18 protein-coding genes are annotated in these 17,374 nt (G+C 57.8%); 2 read left to right on the top strand and 16 right to left on the bottom strand.

The features are described from left to right. Positions 1–8: 8 nt before the first annotated feature. The 16 genes from atpG to rpmH form a co-directional block, all read right to left on the bottom strand. The gene (gene atpG / locus KGA89_RS21295; RefSeq protein ID WP_003207090.1) at positions 9–869 is read right to left on the bottom strand and encodes a F0F1 ATP synthase subunit gamma; all 861 of its coding nucleotides are present in this window, start codon (positions 867–869) and stop codon (positions 9–11) included. Positions 870–919: 50 nt separating this feature from the next. Beyond that, positions 920–2,464: a F0F1 ATP synthase subunit alpha gene (gene atpA, locus KGA89_RS21290; protein ID WP_003207093.1), complete on the bottom strand. Its 1,545-nt coding sequence runs from the start codon at positions 2,462–2,464 to the stop codon at positions 920–922. Between the two features lie 21 nt (positions 2,465–2,485). After that, positions 2,486–3,022, bottom strand: a complete 537-nt coding sequence (locus KGA89_RS21285; RefSeq protein WP_003207094.1) for a F0F1 ATP synthase subunit delta — start codon at positions 3,020–3,022, stop codon at positions 2,486–2,488. Positions 3,023–3,034: 12 nt separating this feature from the next. Beyond that, the gene (locus KGA89_RS21280) at positions 3,035–3,505 is read right to left on the bottom strand and encodes a F0F1 ATP synthase subunit B (RefSeq protein WP_003187193.1); all 471 of its coding nucleotides are present in this window, start codon (positions 3,503–3,505) and stop codon (positions 3,035–3,037) included. A 58-nt stretch (positions 3,506–3,563) separates the two neighbouring features. Continuing rightward, positions 3,564–3,821, bottom strand: a complete 258-nt coding sequence (gene atpE / locus KGA89_RS21275; RefSeq protein WP_003097235.1) for a F0F1 ATP synthase subunit C — start codon at positions 3,819–3,821, stop codon at positions 3,564–3,566. A gap of 131 nt (positions 3,822–3,952) precedes the next feature. Continuing rightward, on the bottom strand, positions 3,953–4,822 hold the full coding sequence (atpB, locus tag KGA89_RS21270) for a F0F1 ATP synthase subunit A (protein WP_003207096.1): 870 nt from the start codon (positions 4,820–4,822) through the stop codon (positions 3,953–3,955). Between the two features lie 16 nt (positions 4,823–4,838). Continuing rightward, entirely contained in the window at positions 4,839–5,246 is a 408-nt protein-coding gene (locus tag KGA89_RS21265; RefSeq protein WP_013694636.1) for a F0F1 ATP synthase subunit I, read from the bottom strand. Between the two features lie 148 nt (positions 5,247–5,394). Then, positions 5,395–6,267 (bottom strand): ParB/RepB/Spo0J family partition protein, encoded by an 873-nt coding sequence (locus tag KGA89_RS21260; RefSeq protein WP_003207098.1) that lies wholly within the window; start codon positions 6,265–6,267, stop codon positions 5,395–5,397. 9 nt (positions 6,268–6,276) lie between these two features. Then, on the bottom strand, positions 6,277–7,074 hold the full coding sequence (locus KGA89_RS21255) for a ParA family protein (protein WP_003207100.1): 798 nt from the start codon (positions 7,072–7,074) through the stop codon (positions 6,277–6,279). An 18-nt stretch (positions 7,075–7,092) separates the two neighbouring features. Continuing rightward, positions 7,093–7,728 carry a 16S rRNA (guanine(527)-N(7))-methyltransferase RsmG gene (gene rsmG, locus KGA89_RS21250; protein ID WP_013694637.1) on the bottom strand — a complete coding sequence of 212 codons (636 nt, stop codon included), beginning with the start codon at positions 7,726–7,728 and terminating at the stop codon, positions 7,093–7,095. A 5-nt stretch (positions 7,729–7,733) separates the two neighbouring features. After that, positions 7,734–9,632, bottom strand: a complete 1,899-nt coding sequence (mnmG, locus tag KGA89_RS21245) for a tRNA uridine-5-carboxymethylaminomethyl(34) synthesis enzyme MnmG (RefSeq protein WP_003207103.1) — start codon at positions 9,630–9,632, stop codon at positions 7,734–7,736. Between the two features lie 564 nt (positions 9,633–10,196). After that, positions 10,197–11,567 (bottom strand): tRNA uridine-5-carboxymethylaminomethyl(34) synthesis GTPase MnmE, encoded by a 1,371-nt coding sequence (gene mnmE / locus KGA89_RS21240; protein WP_003207104.1) that lies wholly within the window; start codon positions 11,565–11,567, stop codon positions 10,197–10,199. Between the two features lie 79 nt (positions 11,568–11,646). Continuing rightward, positions 11,647–13,329 carry a membrane protein insertase YidC gene (gene yidC, locus KGA89_RS21235; RefSeq protein ID WP_003207105.1) on the bottom strand — a complete coding sequence of 561 codons (1,683 nt, stop codon included), beginning with the start codon at positions 13,327–13,329 and terminating at the stop codon, positions 11,647–11,649. 2 nt (positions 13,330–13,331) lie between these two features. Further along, the gene (yidD, locus tag KGA89_RS21230) at positions 13,332–13,577 is read right to left on the bottom strand and encodes a membrane protein insertion efficiency factor YidD (RefSeq protein WP_010465488.1); all 246 of its coding nucleotides are present in this window, start codon (positions 13,575–13,577) and stop codon (positions 13,332–13,334) included. After that, entirely contained in the window at positions 13,570–13,971 is a 402-nt protein-coding gene (gene rnpA / locus KGA89_RS21225) for a ribonuclease P protein component (protein ID WP_003207107.1), read from the bottom strand. The genes yidD and rnpA overlap by 8 nt, the downstream gene beginning before the upstream one ends. A gap of 16 nt (positions 13,972–13,987) precedes the next feature. After that, the gene (gene rpmH, locus KGA89_RS21220) at positions 13,988–14,122 is read right to left on the bottom strand and encodes a 50S ribosomal protein L34 (RefSeq protein WP_003213577.1); all 135 of its coding nucleotides are present in this window, start codon (positions 14,120–14,122) and stop codon (positions 13,988–13,990) included. Positions 14,123–14,688: 566 nt separating this feature from the next. Here rpmH and dnaA point away from each other — a divergent pair. Together dnaA and dnaN are read left to right on the top strand one after the other, a co-directional pair. Beyond that, a complete protein-coding gene (gene dnaA / locus KGA89_RS21215; RefSeq protein ID WP_003196144.1) occupies positions 14,689–16,215 on the top strand; it encodes a chromosomal replication initiator protein DnaA in 1,527 nt (508 codons plus the stop codon). A gap of 39 nt (positions 16,216–16,254) precedes the next feature. Further along, complete coding sequence (gene dnaN / locus KGA89_RS21210; RefSeq protein WP_003196145.1) at positions 16,255–17,358, top strand: DNA polymerase III subunit beta; 1,104 nt, start codon at positions 16,255–16,257, stop codon at positions 17,356–17,358. Positions 17,359–17,374: the final 16 nt, after the last annotated feature.

Raw genomic sequence — 17,374 nt, 5'->3', positions numbered from 1 at the left:
TTGAACCGTTAAACCGCGGCAGCGCCGCCGACGATTTCCGAGATCTCTTGGGTGATCGCAGCCTGACGCGCCTTGTTGTAGATCAGCTGCAAATCGCTGATCAAATCACCGGCGTTGTCGGTAGCGTTCTTCATCGCGATCATCCGCGCTGCTTGTTCAGCTGCGTTGTTCTCGACCACCGCCTGGTAGACCTGCGACTCCACGTAGCGGACCATCAAGCCGTCAAGCAGCTCCTTGGCATCCGGTTCGTAGAGATAGTCCCAGTGGTGCTTGAGTTCCTGTTCCGGGGTCGCCACCAGTGGGATCAATTGCTCCACGGTTGGCTGTTGCGTCATGGTGTTGATGAACTTGTTGGATACCACGGACAGGCGGTCAATCCGGCCTTCCAGGTAAGCATCCAGCATCACCTTGACGCTGCCGATCAGATCATTGATCGACGGCTCTTCACCCAGGTGGCTGATAGCAGCGACGACGTTGCCGCCGAAGTTGCGGAAGAAAGCCGCACCCTTGCTACCAATCACGCACAGATCGATCTCGACGCCTTGTTCGCGGTTTACAGCCATGTCCTTGACCAGGGCCTTGAACAGGTTGGTGTTCAAGCCACCACACAGACCACGGTCACTGCTCACCACGACGTAACCGACGCGCTTGATAGCACGGTCGATCATGAACGGGTGGCGATATTCCGGGTTGGCGTTGGCCAGATGACCAATAACCTGGCGGATGCGCTCCGCATAAGGGCGGCTAGCAGCCATGCGCATTTGTGCCTTGCGCATTTTGCTGACCGCCACTTTTTCCATGGCGCTGGTAATTTTTTGCGTGCTTTTGATGCTCGCAATCTTACTGCGAATCTCTTTTGCGCCTGCCATGTAACACCTATCAGGTTAGCAAGCGGGAGCCTTGCGACCCCCGCTGCGGCTTACCAGGTTTGGGTGGCCTTGAACTTCTCGATACCGGCTTTCATGCCAGCGTCGATTTCGTCATTGAAGTCACCCTTCACGTTGATCTTGGCCAACAAGTCGGCGTGATCGCGGTTGAAGTAAGCAATCAGCGCTTGTTCAAAGCTGCCGACCTTGGCGATTTCAACGTCAGTCAGGAACCCACGCTCAGCGGCATACAGCGACAGCGCCATGTCAGCGATCGACATTGGTGCGTATTGCTTCTGCTTCATCAGCTCGGTAACGCGCTGACCATGCTCAAGTTGCTTACGGGTCGCTTCGTCCAGGTCAGAAGCGAACTGGGCGAATGCCGCCAGTTCACGGTACTGGGCCAGGGCGGTACGGATACCACCGGACAGCTTCTTGATGATCTTGGTCTGAGCGGCACCACCCACACGGGATACCGAAACACCGGCGTTCACAGCAGGACGGATCCCGGAGTTGAACATGGCCGATTCCAGGAAGATCTGACCGTCGGTGATGGAAATCACGTTGGTCGGAACGAACGCGGAAACGTCGCCAGCCTGGGTTTCGATGATCGGCAGAGCGGTCAGGGAGCCGGTCTTGCCGGTCACTGCGCCGTTGGTGAACTTCTCTACGTACTCTTCCGAAACGCGGGATGCGCGCTCCAGCAGACGGGAGTGGAGATAGAACACGTCGCCTGGGTAGGCTTCACGGCCTGGTGGACGGCGCAGCAGCAGGGAGATCTGGCGGTAAGCCACTGCCTGCTTGGACAGATCGTCATAAACGATCAGCGCGTCTTCACCGCGGTCGCGGAAGTATTCGCCCATGGTGCAACCGGAGTACGGTGCCAGGAACTGCAGCGCAGGAGATTCCGATGCGCTGGCTGCCACGATGATCGTGTTGGCCAGGGCGCCGTTTTCTTCCAGCTTGCGAACCACGTTGGCGATGGTCGATTGCTTCTGACCGATGGCTACGTAGACGCAGAAAATGCCGCTGTTCTTCTGGTTGATGATCGCGTCGATCGCCAGAGCGGTCTTACCGATCTGACGGTCACCGATGATCAGCTCACGCTGGCCACGGCCGACAGGGATCATGGCATCGACAGCCTTGTAGCCAGTTTGTACAGGCTGGTCTACCGACTTACGCCAGATCACGCCAGGAGCAACTTTCTCGACCGCGTCGGTCTCGGTGTTGTTCAGCGGACCTTTGCCGTCAACAGGGTTACCCAGTGCGTCGACAACGCGACCCAGCAGTTCCTTTCCAACTGGAACTTCGAGGATGCGGCCGGTGCACTTGGCGCTCATGCCTTCGGCCAGCGACTGGTAGGAACCCAGTACAACGGCACCTACGGAGTCTTGCTCCAGGTTGAGGGCCATACCGTAGACGCCGCCCGGAAACTCGATCATCTCGCCGTACATGACGTCGGCCAGACCGTGAATCCGCACGATACCGTCAGATACGCTGACGACAGTGCCTTCGTTACGGGCTTGGGAGGTCACATCGAGCTTGTCGATGCGGCCCTTGATAATTTCACTTATTTCGGAAGGATTGAGTTGCTGCATTGCTCTGCTGCCCCTTCAAACTCAAGATTTCAATGCTTCGGCAAGTTTCGCGATTTTGCCGCGAATCGAGCCATCGATAACCAGGTCGCCGGCGCGGATTACAACGCCCCCTATCAGGGACTTGTCTTCCTCGACTTGCAGGCGCACTTCCCGGTTGAGTCGTGCACTGAGAACCTTGGCGAGTTTGTCTTGCTGTTCTTGGTTCAATGCGAAAGCACTGGTCACTTCCACGTCTACCGACTTCTCTTGCTCGGCCTTGTACAGGTCAAAAAGAGTGGCGATCTCCGGCAGAAGCAGGAGACGGTCGTTTTCGGCAACGACGTGAATGAAATTCTGTGCCTTGGCATCGAACTTGTCGCCGCACACGTCAATGAACGTGGCGGCCTTTTCTGCGCTCGTCAGTCGCGGGGCCTTGAGCACGCGCTGCATGGTGTCGTCTTGCGACACCGCTGCAGCCAGGCCGAGCATGGCTGACCAATTGGCCAGTTGCTGGTGGGCCTGAGCGTGCTCGAAGGCCGCCTTAGCGTAAGGTCGGGCCAACGTGGTCAGTTCTGCCATGATCGCCCTCGCTTAGATTTCAGCAGCCAGTTGGTTAACCAGCTCTGCGTGCGCGTTTTGATCGATTGTGGCACCCAGGATCTTCGAAGCACCGCCAACGGCCAGGGCACCCACTTGGGCACGCAGCGCGTCTTTGACACTGTTGAGTTCCTGTTCGATCTCGGCTTGAGCCTGAGCCTTCACACGGTCAGCTTCGACGCGAGCCTGTTCACGGGCTTCGTCGACAATCTGGGTACCGCGTTTCTTGGCTTGCTCGATGATTTCAGCTGCCTGAGCTTTCGCTTCGCGCAGTTGCTGACCCACTTTCTCATGGGCCAACTCCAGGTCGCGAGCTGCACGGCTGGCAGCGTCCAGACCATCAGCGATCTTCTTTTGACGTTCGTGCAATGCCGCAATGACCGGAGGCCATACGAACTTCATGCAGAACAGTACAAAAATCAGGAACGCAACGGACTGGCCAATCAGGGTCGCATTAATGTTCACGCCAACACCTCGCAGTTACGTTGTCCATCACACCAATCTACTCGAGACATCCGAGTAATTAGCCAGCGATTTGACCAACGAACGGGTTCGCAAAGGTGAAGAACAGAGCGATACCAACACCGATCATGGTCACGGCGTCGAGCAGACCGGCCACGATGAACATTTTGACTTGCAGCATTGGAACCATTTCTGGCTGACGCGCTGCGCCTTCCAGGAACTTGCCGCCCAACAGGCCGAAACCAATTGCGGTACCCAGTGCGCCCAGGCCGATCAACAGTGCAACAGCGATAGCGGTTAGACCAACTACAGTTTCCATCTTTCCTCCCGACTTTTACGTCGTATGGTTTAGGTTTTTTAGATTAAAGCGGTAAAACAAATCGTTTCTCAGCCCGGTTCGGGCTCCTTCCCGTTTGACCGGGAAGGACATCAGACTAGTCGAGACTGGCCTTAATGGTTTTCTTCGTGCGCCATCGACAGGTAGACGATGGTCAGCATCATGAAGATGAACGCCTGCAGGGTGATGATCAGGATGTGGAACACAGCCCACGCCCATTGCAGGACTACACCCAGGCCGCTGAGCCACAGCAGGCCGCTGCCGAACATCACAGCGATCAGGATGAACACCAGTTCGCCGGCATACATGTTGCCGAACAGACGCAGTGCCAGAGAAATCGGTTTGGCGATCAGGGTCACGAACTCCAGCAGGAAGTTCACCGGGATCAGCAGGGCTTGAACCAGGATGTTCTTGCTGCCGAACGGGTGCAGGGTCAGTTCGCCGATGAAGCCGCCGATGCCCTTGACCTTGATGCTATAGAAAATGATCAGTGCGAAGACCGAGAAGGCCATGCCCAGGGTCGCGTTCGGGTCGGTGGTCGACACGGCGCGGAATGGGATGTGGTGGTCGCCGGAGATCAGGATGGCCAGCTGAGGAATCCAGTCGACCGGTACCAGGTCGACGGCGTTCATCAGGAACACCCAGACGAAAATGGTCAGTGCCAGCGGTGCGATCACCGGGCTACGGCCATGGAAGCTGTCTTTCACGCTGCCATCGACGAATTCGACCAGTACTTCAACGAAGTTCTGCAGTGCACCAGGCTGACCGGAAGTCGCCTTCTTTGCCGCCATGCGGAAAAGAAGAACGAAGATCAGACCCAATGCGACCGACCAGCCGAGGGTATCGACGTGGAAAGCCCAGAAACCCATTTCCTTGGCTTCTGCTGCGGTGTGGGCAAAGCCCCAGCCGCCGTTGGGTAGCTGACCGAAGGTCAGGTTCTGCAAGTGGTGCTGGATATAGCCCGAAGCGGTTGTCTCTGCCATGGTTGCCTCAAACGCCCTAAGGTCTCGAAAGTCTTGTTCTCATTAGCAGGGGAGCGAACCAGCTAACCAGTTGGGTCAGCACGAAGACGCTGAATACAGCCAGCGGCGCCAGTGGCTTCACACCTGCGAACGTCAATGCAAACAGCACTGCCGTCAAAATCAGTTTCCCCGCCTCACCGGCATAAAAAGACCGGACGATAGCCTGGGCTGCTCGGGCGCCGGAAAACCGAAAGGCCCTGTGAGCAAAGTAAATATTGGGAAGCAAGGCTATCAGGCCTCCGCAAAGCCCTGAGTATCCGGCGACGACTCCTTTCCATTGCCAGAGCGCCAATGCGGCGATCAGTACAACGGTGAACTGGGCCATCAAGACCGGGAAAACTGCCAGACGATGGAACGGCAAGCGGTTTGGCGTGCGGGTTTCCATCGCTTTTGCTCTCCAATAGTCGGCCGCCATAATTCAATAACTTGGCATAATTTGTGCCGACAAAATGCGCGCAGAGTATAGGGGCGGTTCTGCCCCTATTCAACTGTCAGGTAGTGATTTCCGACTGCGCGCTACAAGAGCAATTGTTTCAGCGAATGTGTGCAAGGACACCTTGCAGCTCATCGAGGGAGTTGTAACCAATCACCAATTGTCCCTTGCCCTTCTTTCCGTGGCGGATCTGCACCGCAGAGCCCAGGCGCTCGGCCAGGCGTTGTTCCAGGCGAGCGATATCAGGATCGGTTTTGGGTGCCTCGACAGGGGCCGGTTTGCCGCTCAGCCACTGGCGAACCAGTGCCTCGGTTTGGCGCACAGTCAGACCGCGTGCGACAACATGTCGCGCCCCTTCAACCTGTTGATTTTCCGGCAAACCGAGCAATGCCCGGGCATGACCCATTTCCAGGTCGCCATGGGACAGCATGGTCTTGATGACTTCCGGCAACGCAATCAGGCGCAGCAGGTTGGCCACGGTCACGCGGGACTTGCCCACCGCCTCGGCAACTTGTTGCTGGGTCAGCTGGAATTCCTGCTGCAAGCGCTGCAGGGCCACGGCTTCCTCGATCGGATTGAGGTCTTCACGCTGGATGTTCTCGATCAGCGCCATGGCGATGGCCGTTTCATCCGGCACATCGCGGACCATCGCCGGGATGGTTTCCTGGCCGGCCTGCTGGCTGGCGCGCCAGCGACGTTCGCCGGCAATGATCTCGAAGCGCCCATTGGCGATCGGCCGGACCACGATCGGCTGCATCACGCCCTGGCTCTTGATCGACTGGGCCAATTCTTCCAGCGCCTGCGGATCCATGTCCCGGCGCGGCTGATATTTGCCGCGCTGGATCAGGTCCAGCGGCAAATGCTGCAACTCACGCTGATCGACCTGGACGGCCTGCTCTTCCAGCGAGCTGACAGTGGGACCGCTGAGCAGTGCATCCAGTCCACGTCCGAGACCTCGTTTCTTGACGGCCATGGGGTTTCCTTAAGTTGGCTGGGCTGCAGCGGTGCGTGGATTGCGGCGCTGACGGCGAACCATCTCGCCCGCCAGGGCCAGGTAAGCCAGCGCGCCACGGGATTGTTTGTCGTAGGCCAGGGCCGGCATGCCGTAGCTCGGCGCTTCGGCCAGACGGATGTTACGCGGGATGACCGTGTCGTAGAGCTGCTCGCCGAAGTGTTCCTTGAGCTGGGCCGAAACATCGTTCATCAGGCTCAGGCGCGGGTCGTACATGGTCCGCAGCAGGCCTTCGACCTTCAGGTCCGGGTTCAGCAGTTCGGCGATACGCTTGATGTTATCCACAAGGTCGCTCAACCCTTCCAATGCGAAGTATTCGCACTGCATGGGGATAATTACCCCATCGGCCGCCACCAGGGCGTTGAGGGTCAGCATCGACAGCGACGGCGGGCAGTCGATCAGGATGTAATCGTAGTTTTCCCGGATCGGTGCCAAGGCGCTGCGCAGACGGCTTTCCTTCATCTGCATTTCCAGCAGCACCACTTCGGCCGCCGTCAGGTCACGGTTGGCCGGCAGCAGTTGATAACCGCCGTGTTCGGAAAAATGCATGGCCTGGCCCAGATCGCATTCGCCGATCAGGACGTCGTAGATGGAGTTTTCCAGGCCATGCTTATCCACACCGCTACCCATGGTGGCGTTGCCCTGTGGATCGAGATCGATCAACAGCACCCGGCGCTTGGTCGCGACCAGGGATGCTGCGAGGTTGATACAGGTGGTGGTCTTGCCCACACCACCCTTCTGGTTCGCTATCGCGAATACCTTAGCCATTCTTGCTTGTGTTCCCAATCATGCCGTGCGGCGCAGTATCAGCAGATGGCGTTGGCCTTGGCAACCGGGTACGGCCAAGGCGTGTTCGCTATCGAGGTGGAAGTCTGCCGGCAATGCTACCAGCTCATCGGCCGGATGAACGCCCTTCATTGCCAGCCAGCGCGTATCGGCGTCGCCCAGGTGGCGAGTCCAGTTGCTGAAGTTCTCCATGCTGCTGAACGCCCGGGAGATGATCCCGTTGAACGGCTCGGCAGGTTGGAACGCTTCGACGCGGCTGTGGATAACTTGCAGGTTATCCAGTTTGAGTTCGAGTTTGACCTGGGTCAGGAAGCGGGTTTTCTTGCCGTTGCTGTCCAGGCAGGTCACTTGCGAGTCGGGAAACAGGATCGCCAGCGGGATTCCTGGCATGCCACCGCCACTGCCGACATCCAGCCAGCGACCATTTTCGACGAAGGACATGACACTGAGGCTGTCGAGCAAATGGCGCGAGACCATTTCGTCCGGATCGCGCACGGCGGTCAGGTTGTAGGCCTTGTTCCATTTGATCAACAACGCCAGATAACCCAGCAATTGCGCGTGCTGGGCTTCGGTCAGGCTGACGCCGAGCTGACGGGCACCTGTGGATAACTCTTCAGCGTGTTGCGAGGTGACCATCGAACTCAAGCGCTTTGCTCCAACTGGCGGCCGGCGCCGCGTTTTTTCAAATGAATCATCAACAGGGAAATCGCCGCCGGCGTGACGCCGGGAATGCGCGAGGCCTGGCCCAGGGTCTCTGGACGGGTCGCACCGAGCTTGCTCTGGATTTCCTTCGACAACCCGGAAATGCCGGTGTAATCGATATCCACAGGCAGCTTGGTGTCTTCACTGGCGCGCAGACGGGCGATTTCGTCCTGCTGGCGGTCGATGTAACCGGCGTATTTGGTCTTGATCTCGACCTGTTCGGCCACCTGTGGATCTTCCGCGCCCTGGCCGGTCACTTCCACCAGCCCGGCATAGTCGATTTCCGGGCGGCTCAAGAGGTTGAGCAGGTTGTATTCGTGGGTCAGCGGCGTGCCGAATTTCGCCGCAATGGCATCGCCCTGCTCGGTACCGGGACGAACCCAGGTGCTTTTCAGGCGCTGCTCTTCCAGCTCGATACTCTCGCGTTTCTTGCAGAACGCGGCCCAACGCGCGTCGTCCACCAACCCCAGTTCGCGACCTTTCTCGGTCAAGCGCAGGTCGGCGTTGTCTTCACGCAGGATCAGGCGATATTCGGCCCGGGAGGTGAACATCCGATACGGTTCCTGGGTTCCCAGGGTAATCAGGTCGTCCACCAGCACACCGATGTACGCCTCATCGCGGCGCGGGCACCAGGCTTCTTTGCCCTTGGCGAGCAGTGCGGCGTTGGCTCCGGCGAGCAAACCCTGGGCACCAGCTTCTTCGTAGCCGGTGGTGCCGTTGATCTGCCCGGCGAAGAACAGACCGCCGATAGCTTTGGTTTCCAGGCTGTACTTCAAATCGCGCGGATCGAAGTAGTCGTACTCGATCGCATAACCCGGACGCACGATGTGCGCGTTCTCCATGCCACGGATCGATTGCACGATCTGCAATTGCACGTCGAAGGGCAGACTTGTGGATATCCCGTTCGGATACAACTCATGGGTGGTCAAACCTTCCGGTTCGATGAACACCTGATGGCTTTCCTTGTCGGCAAAGCGATGGATCTTGTCTTCAATCGACGGGCAATAGCGCGGGCCGACACCTTCGATTTCACCGGCAGCGGAATACATCGGCGAACGATCGAGGTTCGCCGCGATGATTTCGTGGGTGCGGGCGTTGGTGTGGGTGATCCAGCAACTGACTTGCCGTGGATGCTGTTCCTTGTTGCCCATGAACGACATCACCGGGATCGGCGTATCGCCAGGCTGCTCGGTCATCACCGAGAAATCCACGGACTTGCCGTCGATGCGAGGTGGCGTACCGGTTTTCAGGCGCCCGACACGCAATGGCAACTCACGCAGACGGTGAGCCAGAGCAATCGACGGCGGATCACCGGCGCGACCGCCGGAAAAATTCTGCAAACCGATGTGGATAAGTCCGCCGAGGAAGGTCCCGGTGGTCAACACCACGGAATCGGCGAAGAACCGCAGGCCCATTTGCGTGACGACACCACGTACCTGGTCCTGCTCGACGATCAGGTCATCGGCCGCTTGTTGAAATATCCACAGGTTCGGCTGGTTTTCCAGGATTTCACGGACAGCGGCCTTGTACAGGACTCGGTCGGCCTGGGCGCGTGTAGCGCGCACGGCTGGGCCTTTGCGGCTGTTCAATACGCGAAACTGGATACCACCCTTATCGGTGGCCATGGCCATCGCGCCGCCTAGGGCATCGATTTCCTTGACCAGGTGGCTTTTGCCGATCCCACCAATGGCAGGGTTGCAACTCATGGCACCGAGGGTTTCCACGTTATGCGTCAGCAACAGGGTTTTTGCCCCCATGCGTGCTGATGCAAGTGCTGCCTCGGTACCGGCATGACCGCCGCCGATGACGATCACTTCAAAACGGGAAGGGAAATCCACCACGCACCTCGTGCCTGCTTAATTCAGGTAATTCGGAAATAGGTCTTGAGCCTGGCCAGAGCGTTTTTCGAGCCAGGTCGGCAAGTATAGGGACTTCCCCTTTCCTAAAGAACCCTTTGCACAAAATTTAACCAGCTGTGGAAAACTCGCGGTTAAAGAAATTAAAAAGAAAGAAATTTATAAAATCTTTGTTTTTATGTTTATTCTTACTGAGCCACCTATCTGTGGATAACGTTGCACAGGCCTTTATTTTCAATATGTACAGAGATTCAAAACCCTGTGGTCAGGTGGCAATGAGGGGCTTGGATAACCGGTGTAAGCCTGTGGATGAATGGGCCTGTTATCCACAGAGGCGGTTATCTTCAGTTTTGAAGGGGGTTTATCAACCGACCTCAATGGCAGTTATTCACAGGGCTTAATCCACAGAAAACCGCAGCGATGGATCGCCGCAGCGTCCACAGGCAAGCCGCCATCAAGGGCAATCGTGTCAAAAACAGAGGAGAGGCACCGGGTTTGCGTTGGACTCGAGAGGCTTCGAGGGCAAACCCGGTTTGAAAGGCGGGGTTATTTACCGATGCAGAAGCTGGAAAAGATCCGCCCCAGCAAGTCATCGGAGCTGAAGGCCCCGGTAATTTCCCCAAGGGAATGTTGGGCCTGGCGAAGGTCTTCGGCCAACAATTCACCCGCCCCCGCCAAGGTCAGCTGCGCGCGACCGTGTTCCAGGGCGGCACTGGCATGGCGCAAGGCTTCAAGATGCCGCCTGCGGGCGCTGAAGCTGCTTTCCGAGGTCTGCTCGTAACCCATGCAGGCCTTGAGGTGTTCACGCAGCAATTCCAGGCCTTCGCCAGCCGCCTTCGCGCTCAGGCTGATGGTCACATGGCCGTCGTTGCTGACCTCAAGGACAATCGCTTCCCCGGTCAGGTCGGCCTTGTTGCGGATCAAGGTGACTTTTGCCGGATCCGGGCGGACTTCGAGGAATTCAGGCCACAGGGCAAATGGATCGTCCGCTTCCGGTGCGGTGGCATCCACCACCAGCAGGACCCGATCGGCTTCACCGATGGCCTTGAGCGCCCGTTCAACGCCAATCTTTTCCACCTGGTCCTCGGTGTCGCGCAAACCTGCGGTATCCACTACGTGCAGCGGCATGCCGTCGATGTGGATATGTTCACGCAGGATGTCCCGGGTGGTGCCGGCGATCTCGGTGACAATCGCCGCTTCACGACCGGCCAGGGCATTCAACAGGCTGGACTTGCCGGCATTCGGACGCCCAGCGATCACCACGGTCATCCCATCGCGCAACAAGGCACCCTGCCCGGCTTCGCGCAGTACTGTGGATAACTCATCGCGCACTTTATCCAGCATGCTCAGCACGTGGCCATCGGCTAGGAAGTCGATTTCTTCTTCCGGGAAATCAATCGCGGCCTCGACGTAGATCCGCAGGCCGATCAACTGTTCGGTGAGGTTATGCACACGCAGGGAAAACGCGCCCTGCAAGGAACGCAATGCGTTGCGTGCCGCCTGTGCAGAACTGGCTTCGATCAAATCGGCGATCGCCTCGGCCTGGGCCAGGTCGAGCTTGTCGTTGAGGAATGCCCGTTCACTGAATTCACCCGGCCGCGCCAGGCGACAGCCCAGTTCCAGGCAACGCTTGAGCAGCATGTCCAGCACGACGGGGCCGCCATGCCCTTGCAGTTCCAGTACGTCTTCGCCGGTGAACGAATTCGGCCCTGGGAAATACAAGGCCAGGCCCTCGTCGAGGACCTGCTGGTCATCACTGAAAAACGGACCGTAATGAGCAAACCGCGGCTTGAGTTCACGACCGCTGATTGCCTTGGCCGCAACACTGGCCAAGGGCCCCGAAATACGGACGATGCCGACACCGCCGCGACCTTGAGCGGTGGCAACGGCGGCGATGGTTTCACGCGGTGCGCTCATAAAGCGATATCCAGACAAAAGTGGCAGATAGCAAAACGCCCCACTAGGGGGCGTTTTGTGTGGTTATCCACAGAGCAAGTTACGCCTCGGCTTTTTTCGTAGCCGCTTCGATCTTACGCGTGATGTACCACTGCTGAGTGATGGACAACACGTTGTTCACAACCCAGTACAGCACAAGACCAGCCGGGAACCACAGGAAGAAGAAGGTGAAGATGATTGGCATCATTTTCATGACCTTCGCCTGCATCGGATCCGGAGGCGTTGGGTTCAGCTGCTGCTGGATGAACATGGTCGCGCCCATGATGATCGGCAGGATGAAGAACGGATCCTTGATCGACAGGTCGGTAATCCACAGCATGAACGGTGCCTGACGCATCTCCACGCTTTCCAGCAACACCCAGTACAGCGACAGGAACACGGGCATCTGTACAAGAATCGGCAAGCATCCACCCAGCGGGTTGATCTTCTCTTTCTTGTACAACTCCATCATGGACTGGGACATTTTCTGCCGGTCATCGCCATGTTGCTCTTTCAGCGCGGCCAGTTTCGGGGCCACAGCGCGCATGCGAGCCATGGATTTGTAGCTGGCGGCCGACAATGGGAAGAACAGACCCTTGATCAGCATGGTCAGGAAAATGATCGACCAGCCCCAGTTACCGACGATGCTGTGGATATGTTGCAGCAGCCAGAAGATCGGCTGGGCAATGAACCACAGGAAACCGTAGTCCACAGTCAGTTCCAGACCTGGGGACAACTCTTTCAGCACGGCCTGGCTTTTAGGACCGGCATACAGAATGGCGCTGGTTTCGGCTTTCGCACCTGGCGCGGCAGTCAATGTCGGGCCGGTGTAACCGATGATGAAGTTGCCTTTGCTGTCTTTCCGCGTCTGGACGACGTTGCTGTCGCCTTTCTGCGGGATCCAGGCTGTTACAAAGTAGTGCTGCAGCCAGGCAACCCAGCCACCTTGGACGGTTTCCTTGAGCGGGCCCTTGTCCATGTCCTTCATCGACACTTTCTTGTACGGCTCCGAACTTGTCCACAGGGCGGCGCCCAGGTAAGTCGCGGTGCCGGTGGCAGTGCTCGAAGAAGGATCGGAGCTGGCGTCACGCTTCAATTGCGCGAACATCGCACCAGACCAGGGCTGTGCGCTCTGGTTGTCGATCAGGTAAGAGACGGTTACGTCATACAGGCCACGTTTCAAGGTGAAACGCTTGATGTAATTGACGCCATCCTTGCTGAACTTCAGGTCCACGACCAATTGGTCCTGACCGTCAGCCAGTTGATAAGTCTTCTTCTCGGCGGAGTAGATCGGGCGACCGGCCGGGTTCGAATCCGGGCCGTTGGTACCGATCAGGCCACTTTGGGCCAGATAGGTACGCTCGTTACCGTTGTCGAACAACTGGAACGGGATTTCCGGATGATCCTGGCGACGCGGGTACAGCGGCAGCTTCAGCTGGGCGACGTCACCACCTTGTGGATCGATTGCCAGCTCGAGCACGTCCGTCTTGATCTGGATGAGATCTTTGCTTACGGCCACGGGGGCTTCGGCGGGAGCGCTGGTATCGCTTGCCGCGCGCGGGATGTCGTCATTGCTGGCAGCGTTGTTGCCAACTGGGGCATCCGGCAGGCTCGGTGCGGTATTGCTGGCTGCAACATTCTGAGTCGGCAGGGCAGCCTGGCCATAGTCCTGGTTCCATTTAAGGACCATGACGTAGGACACGATTGCCAGGGCGACGATCAGGATCGTGCGTTTGATATCCATGATTACTCGGCCATCGAAGAAGAACGGGAGGTAGGGATAGGCGGAACCGGGTCATAACCGCCGGGATTCCACGGATGACAGCGACCTAAACGACGAAAGGTCAGCCAGCCACCGCGCAGTAGGCCATGATTTTCTATGGCTTCGTACGCGTAGCAGGAACAACTGGGGTAGAAACGACAGTGACTGGCCATCAAAGGACTAATGGCATAGCGGTAAAACTGGATCGGAACGAGTGCCAGTTTACGCATCAGGACTGTCTACCCCTACAGTTTCGGTGTTGACTGCTGGTACTGGCTTGTTGCGGGCCAGACGCTTCCAGAGCTTGCCGAAATGCTGAATCAATTCGGGGTTTTCTACGTCACCCAAACCTTTGCGCGCGACGATAACAATGTCCCATCCAACCAGTGAATCCTGGTTCAGGCGAAACGATTCGCGCATCAGACGTTTGAGGCGATTGCGCTGAACAGAGAGCTTGACGCTCTTTTTCCCGATAACCAGCCCTAGTCGGGGGTGATCGAGATCGTTACTGCGCGCAAGGAGCAGGAGATTTTTCCCCGGAACCTTGCCGGTAGGGGAGTCAAAGACTGCCTTGAAATGCCGGGGTGTAAGCAGACGCTTTTCCCGACTGAAGTCCTGACTCACCTCCAGTGCCGGATTATCAAACTGCCAGACGCGCACGACCTTTGGCGCGACGACGCGACAGGACGGCACGACCGTTCTTGGTAGCCATGCGAGCACGGAAACCGTGGGTACGAGCGCGTTTGATAGTGCTTGGTTGGAAAGTACGTTTCATGTCGTGTTACCTGGTTCGTCCACAACGGGCCGGAATGGCCCCCGTTTTAAGAGACCGGGGATTCTAGAGAAAGCAAGCCTCTAGGTCAATTTCCAACCAGCGTTTCCTTTAAATAGATATCCAGGCGCTTGGGCGGATTCATCACACGACGCTAGATATAGAAATAAAGAAGGGAATTATTTAAAGCTTTTCTGTAAAGCTTATAAAAGCAAGGCAGTCACCTGTCTGTGGATAACCATGCTCAGGCCTTGTAATCCACCATGTACAGAGAATGACAACTACAGGGGAAAGCAGTGGCCAGCCTGTGCTGCGCTGTCGGATAAGCTGTGTGTGGAATGCGTGGTTATCCACAGGGCGGTTATCCACCGACTTTCGCCCCCACTTGTGCAACGACCTCAGGCCCTGTTATCCACAGAGCTTATCCACTGACCGCCCGTCGTCTTTCTTGCAGTTAACACATTGATAAATCATGGGCGATCAGCAAGCTGCATGTGGATAAGTGGGCGTCTGCTCGCTACAATGGCCGCTTGTTTTTGCCTCACCGGCTTTCAACTTAGGGGATATCCGTGTCAGTGGAACTTTGGCAGCAGTGCGTGGAGCTTTTGCGCGATGAGCTGCCTGCCCAACAATTCAACACTTGGATCCGTCCACTACAGGTCGAAGCCGAAGGCGACGAGTTGCGTGTCTATGCACCGAACCGTTTCGTTCTCGACTGGGTCAACGAAAAGTACCTGGGCCGGGTCATGGAACTGCTCGACGAGCATGGCAATGGCATGGCGCCTGCGTTGTCCTTATTAATAGGCAGCAAGCGCAGCTCGGCACCGCGCGCCGCACCCAACGCGCCGCTGGCCGCCGCAGCGTCACAGGCCCAGCAGGCTGCAACGGCACCGGTTAACAACCATGCTGCCCCGGCACCCGCGCCCGCCCCGAGCAAACGCAACGCACAAAAGGTCGCCGAGGTCAGCGAAGAACCCTCCCGGGACAGCTTCGACCCGATGGCCGGTGCCAGCTCCCAGCAGGCGCCAGTGCGGGCCGAACAGCGCACCGTCCAGGTCGAAGGTGCGCTCAAGCACACCAGCTACCTGAACCGGACCTTTACCTTCGAGAATTTCGTCGAAGGTAAATCCAACCAACTGGCTCGCGCGGCGGCCTGGCAGGTCGCGGACAACCCCAAGCATGGCTACAACCCGCTGTTTCTTTATGGCGGCGTAGGCTTGGGTAAGACCCACTTGATGCACGCGGTGGGCAACCATCTATTAAAGAAGAACCCGAATGCCAAGGTTGTGTACCTGCATTCCGAGCGTTTCGTGGCCGACATGGTCAAGGCGCTGCAGCTGAACGCGATCAACGAGTTCAAGCGTTTCTACCGTTCGGTGGACGCCTTGTTGATCGACGATATTCAGTTCTTCGCCCGCAAGGAACGTTCCCAGGAAGAGTTTTTCCACACCTTCAACGCGTTGCTTGAAGGCGGGCAGCAGGTCATTCTCACCAGTGACCGCTATCCGAAGGAAATCGAAGGCCTTGAAGAACGCCTCAAGTCGCGTTTCGGCTGGGGCTTGACGGTGGCCGTCGAGCCGCCCGAGCTGGAAACCCGGGTCGCGATCCTGATGAAGAAAGCCGACCAGGCCAAGGTCGAGCTGCCTCACGACGCCGCGTTCTTCATCGCCCAGCGTATTCGCTCCAACGTGCGAGAGCTCGAAGGTGCCCTCAAGCGGGTGATCGCTCACTCGCACTTTATGGGCCGCGACATCACCATCGAATTGATTCGCGAATCCTTGAAGGACCTGTTGGCGCTTCAGGACAAATTGGTTTCTGTGGATAACATTCAGCGAACCGTTGCGGAATACTACAAAATCAAGATTTCCGACCTGCTGTCCAAACGCCGTTCGCGTTCGGTAGCACGTCCGCGTCAGGTGGCGATGGCCCTGTCCAAGGAACTGACCAACCACAGCCTGCCGGAAATCGGCGATGTGTTTGGCGGACGCGACCACACCACCGTGCTGCACGCCTGCCGCAAGATCAACGAACTTAAGGAATCCGACGCGGACATCCGCGAGGACTACAAGAACCTGCTGCGTACACTGACCACTTGATGACCACCAGCGCAGCTTATTAAGGCAAGGGACTAGACCATGCATTTCACCATTCAACGCGAAGCCCTGTTGAAACCCCTGCAACTGGTCGCAGGCGTCGTCGAACGCCGCCAGACCTTGCCGGTACTTTCCAACGTGCTGCTGGTTGTCGAAGGCCAGCAACTGTCGCTGACCGGTACCGACCTGGAAGTCGAGCTGGTCGGTCGTGTGCAACTTGAAGAACCGGCCGATCCGGGTTCCATCACCGTGCCGGCGCGCAAGCTGATGGATATCTGCAAGAGCCTGCCCAACGACGCGCTGATCGACATCAAGGTCGATGAGCAGAAGCTCGTGGTCAAGGCCGGTCGCAGCCGTTTCACCTTGTCCACGCTGCCAGCCAACGATTTCCCGACTGTGGAAGAAGGCCCGGGTTCGCTGACCTGCAGCCTGGACCAGAGCAAATTGCGTCGCCTGATCGAACGCACCAGTTTCGCCATGGCCCAGCAGGACGTGCGTTATTACCTCAACGGCATGCTCCTGGAAGTGTCGGCTGGCGTCATCCGCGCCGTCGCCACCGACGGCCACCGCCTGGCCATGTGCTCGATGCAGGCCGATATTGGTCAGCCGGATCGCCACCAGGTGATCGTGCCGCGCAAAGGTATCCTAGAGTTGGCCCGCCTGCTGACCGAGCCGGACGGCAACGTCAGCATCGTGCTGGGCCAGCACCACATCCGCGCCACCACCGGCGAGTTCACCTTCACGTCGAAGCTGGTAGACGGCAAATTCCCTGACTACGAGCGCGTGCTGCCAAAAGGTGGCGACAAGCTGGTCCTGGGCGATCGCCAGGCGCTGCGCGAAGCTTTCAGCCGTACCGCGATTCTCTCCAACGAGAAGTACCGTGGCATCCGCCTGCAACTGGCCAATGGTCAGCTGAAGATCCAGGCGAACAACCCGGAGCAGGAAGAAGCGGAAGAAGAAGTAGGCGTTGAGTACAACGGCGGCTCCCTGGAAATCGGCTTCAACGTCAGCTACCTGCTCGACGTGCTTGGCGTGATGACCACCGAGCAAGTGCGTCTGATCCTGTCCGACTCCAACAGCAGTGCGCTGGTGCAAGAGTCCGATAACGACGATTCGGCTTACGTTGTCATGCCGATGCGTCTGTAATCATGCCCAGCAGAAG

Origin of the sequence: Pseudomonas sp. A-RE-22, assembly GCF_019956035.1 — a bacterium.
Taxonomy (GTDB): Bacteria; Pseudomonadota; Gammaproteobacteria; order Pseudomonadales; family Pseudomonadaceae; genus Aquipseudomonas; species Aquipseudomonas brassicacearum.
Note: the sequence above shows the minus strand (reverse complement) of the source record. Positions and strands in the feature narration are given on the sequence as shown.

What these genes read in the sequence shown, in the direction of transcription:
- atpG (WP_003207090.1), bottom strand. Translation starts at nt 869, where the DNA reads ATGGCAGGCGCAAAAGAGATTCGCAGTAAGATTGCGAGCATCAAAAGC.
- atpA (WP_003207093.1), bottom strand. Translation starts at nt 2,464, where the DNA reads ATGCAGCAACTCAATCCTTCCGAAATAAGTGAAATTATCAAGGGCCGC.
- KGA89_RS21285 (WP_003207094.1), bottom strand. Translation starts at nt 3,022, where the DNA reads ATGGCAGAACTGACCACGTTGGCCCGACCTTACGCTAAGGCGGCCTTC.
- atpE (WP_003097235.1), bottom strand. Translation starts at nt 3,821, where the DNA reads ATGGAAACTGTAGTTGGTCTAACCGCTATCGCTGTTGCACTGTTGATC.
- atpB (WP_003207096.1), bottom strand. Translation starts at nt 4,822, where the DNA reads ATGGCAGAGACAACCGCTTCGGGCTATATCCAGCACCACTTGCAGAAC.
- KGA89_RS21265 (WP_013694636.1), bottom strand. Translation starts at nt 5,246, where the DNA reads ATGGAAACCCGCACGCCAAACCGCTTGCCGTTCCATCGTCTGGCAGTT.
- KGA89_RS21260 (WP_003207098.1), bottom strand. Translation starts at nt 6,267, where the DNA reads ATGGCCGTCAAGAAACGAGGTCTCGGACGTGGACTGGATGCACTGCTC.
- KGA89_RS21255 (WP_003207100.1), bottom strand. Translation starts at nt 7,074, where the DNA reads ATGGCTAAGGTATTCGCGATAGCGAACCAGAAGGGTGGTGTGGGCAAG.
- rsmG (WP_013694637.1), bottom strand. Translation starts at nt 7,728, where the DNA reads ATGGTCACCTCGCAACACGCTGAAGAGTTATCCACAGGTGCCCGTCAG.
- mnmE (WP_003207104.1), bottom strand. Translation starts at nt 11,567, where the DNA reads ATGAGCGCACCGCGTGAAACCATCGCCGCCGTTGCCACCGCTCAAGGT.
- yidC (WP_003207105.1), bottom strand. Translation starts at nt 13,329, where the DNA reads ATGGATATCAAACGCACGATCCTGATCGTCGCCCTGGCAATCGTGTCC.
- yidD (WP_010465488.1), bottom strand. Translation starts at nt 13,577, where the DNA reads ATGCGTAAACTGGCACTCGTTCCGATCCAGTTTTACCGCTATGCCATT.
- rpmH (WP_003213577.1), bottom strand. Translation starts at nt 14,122, where the DNA reads ATGAAACGTACTTTCCAACCAAGCACTATCAAACGCGCTCGTACCCAC.
- dnaN (WP_003196145.1), top strand. Translation starts at nt 16,255, where the DNA reads ATGCATTTCACCATTCAACGCGAAGCCCTGTTGAAACCCCTGCAACTG.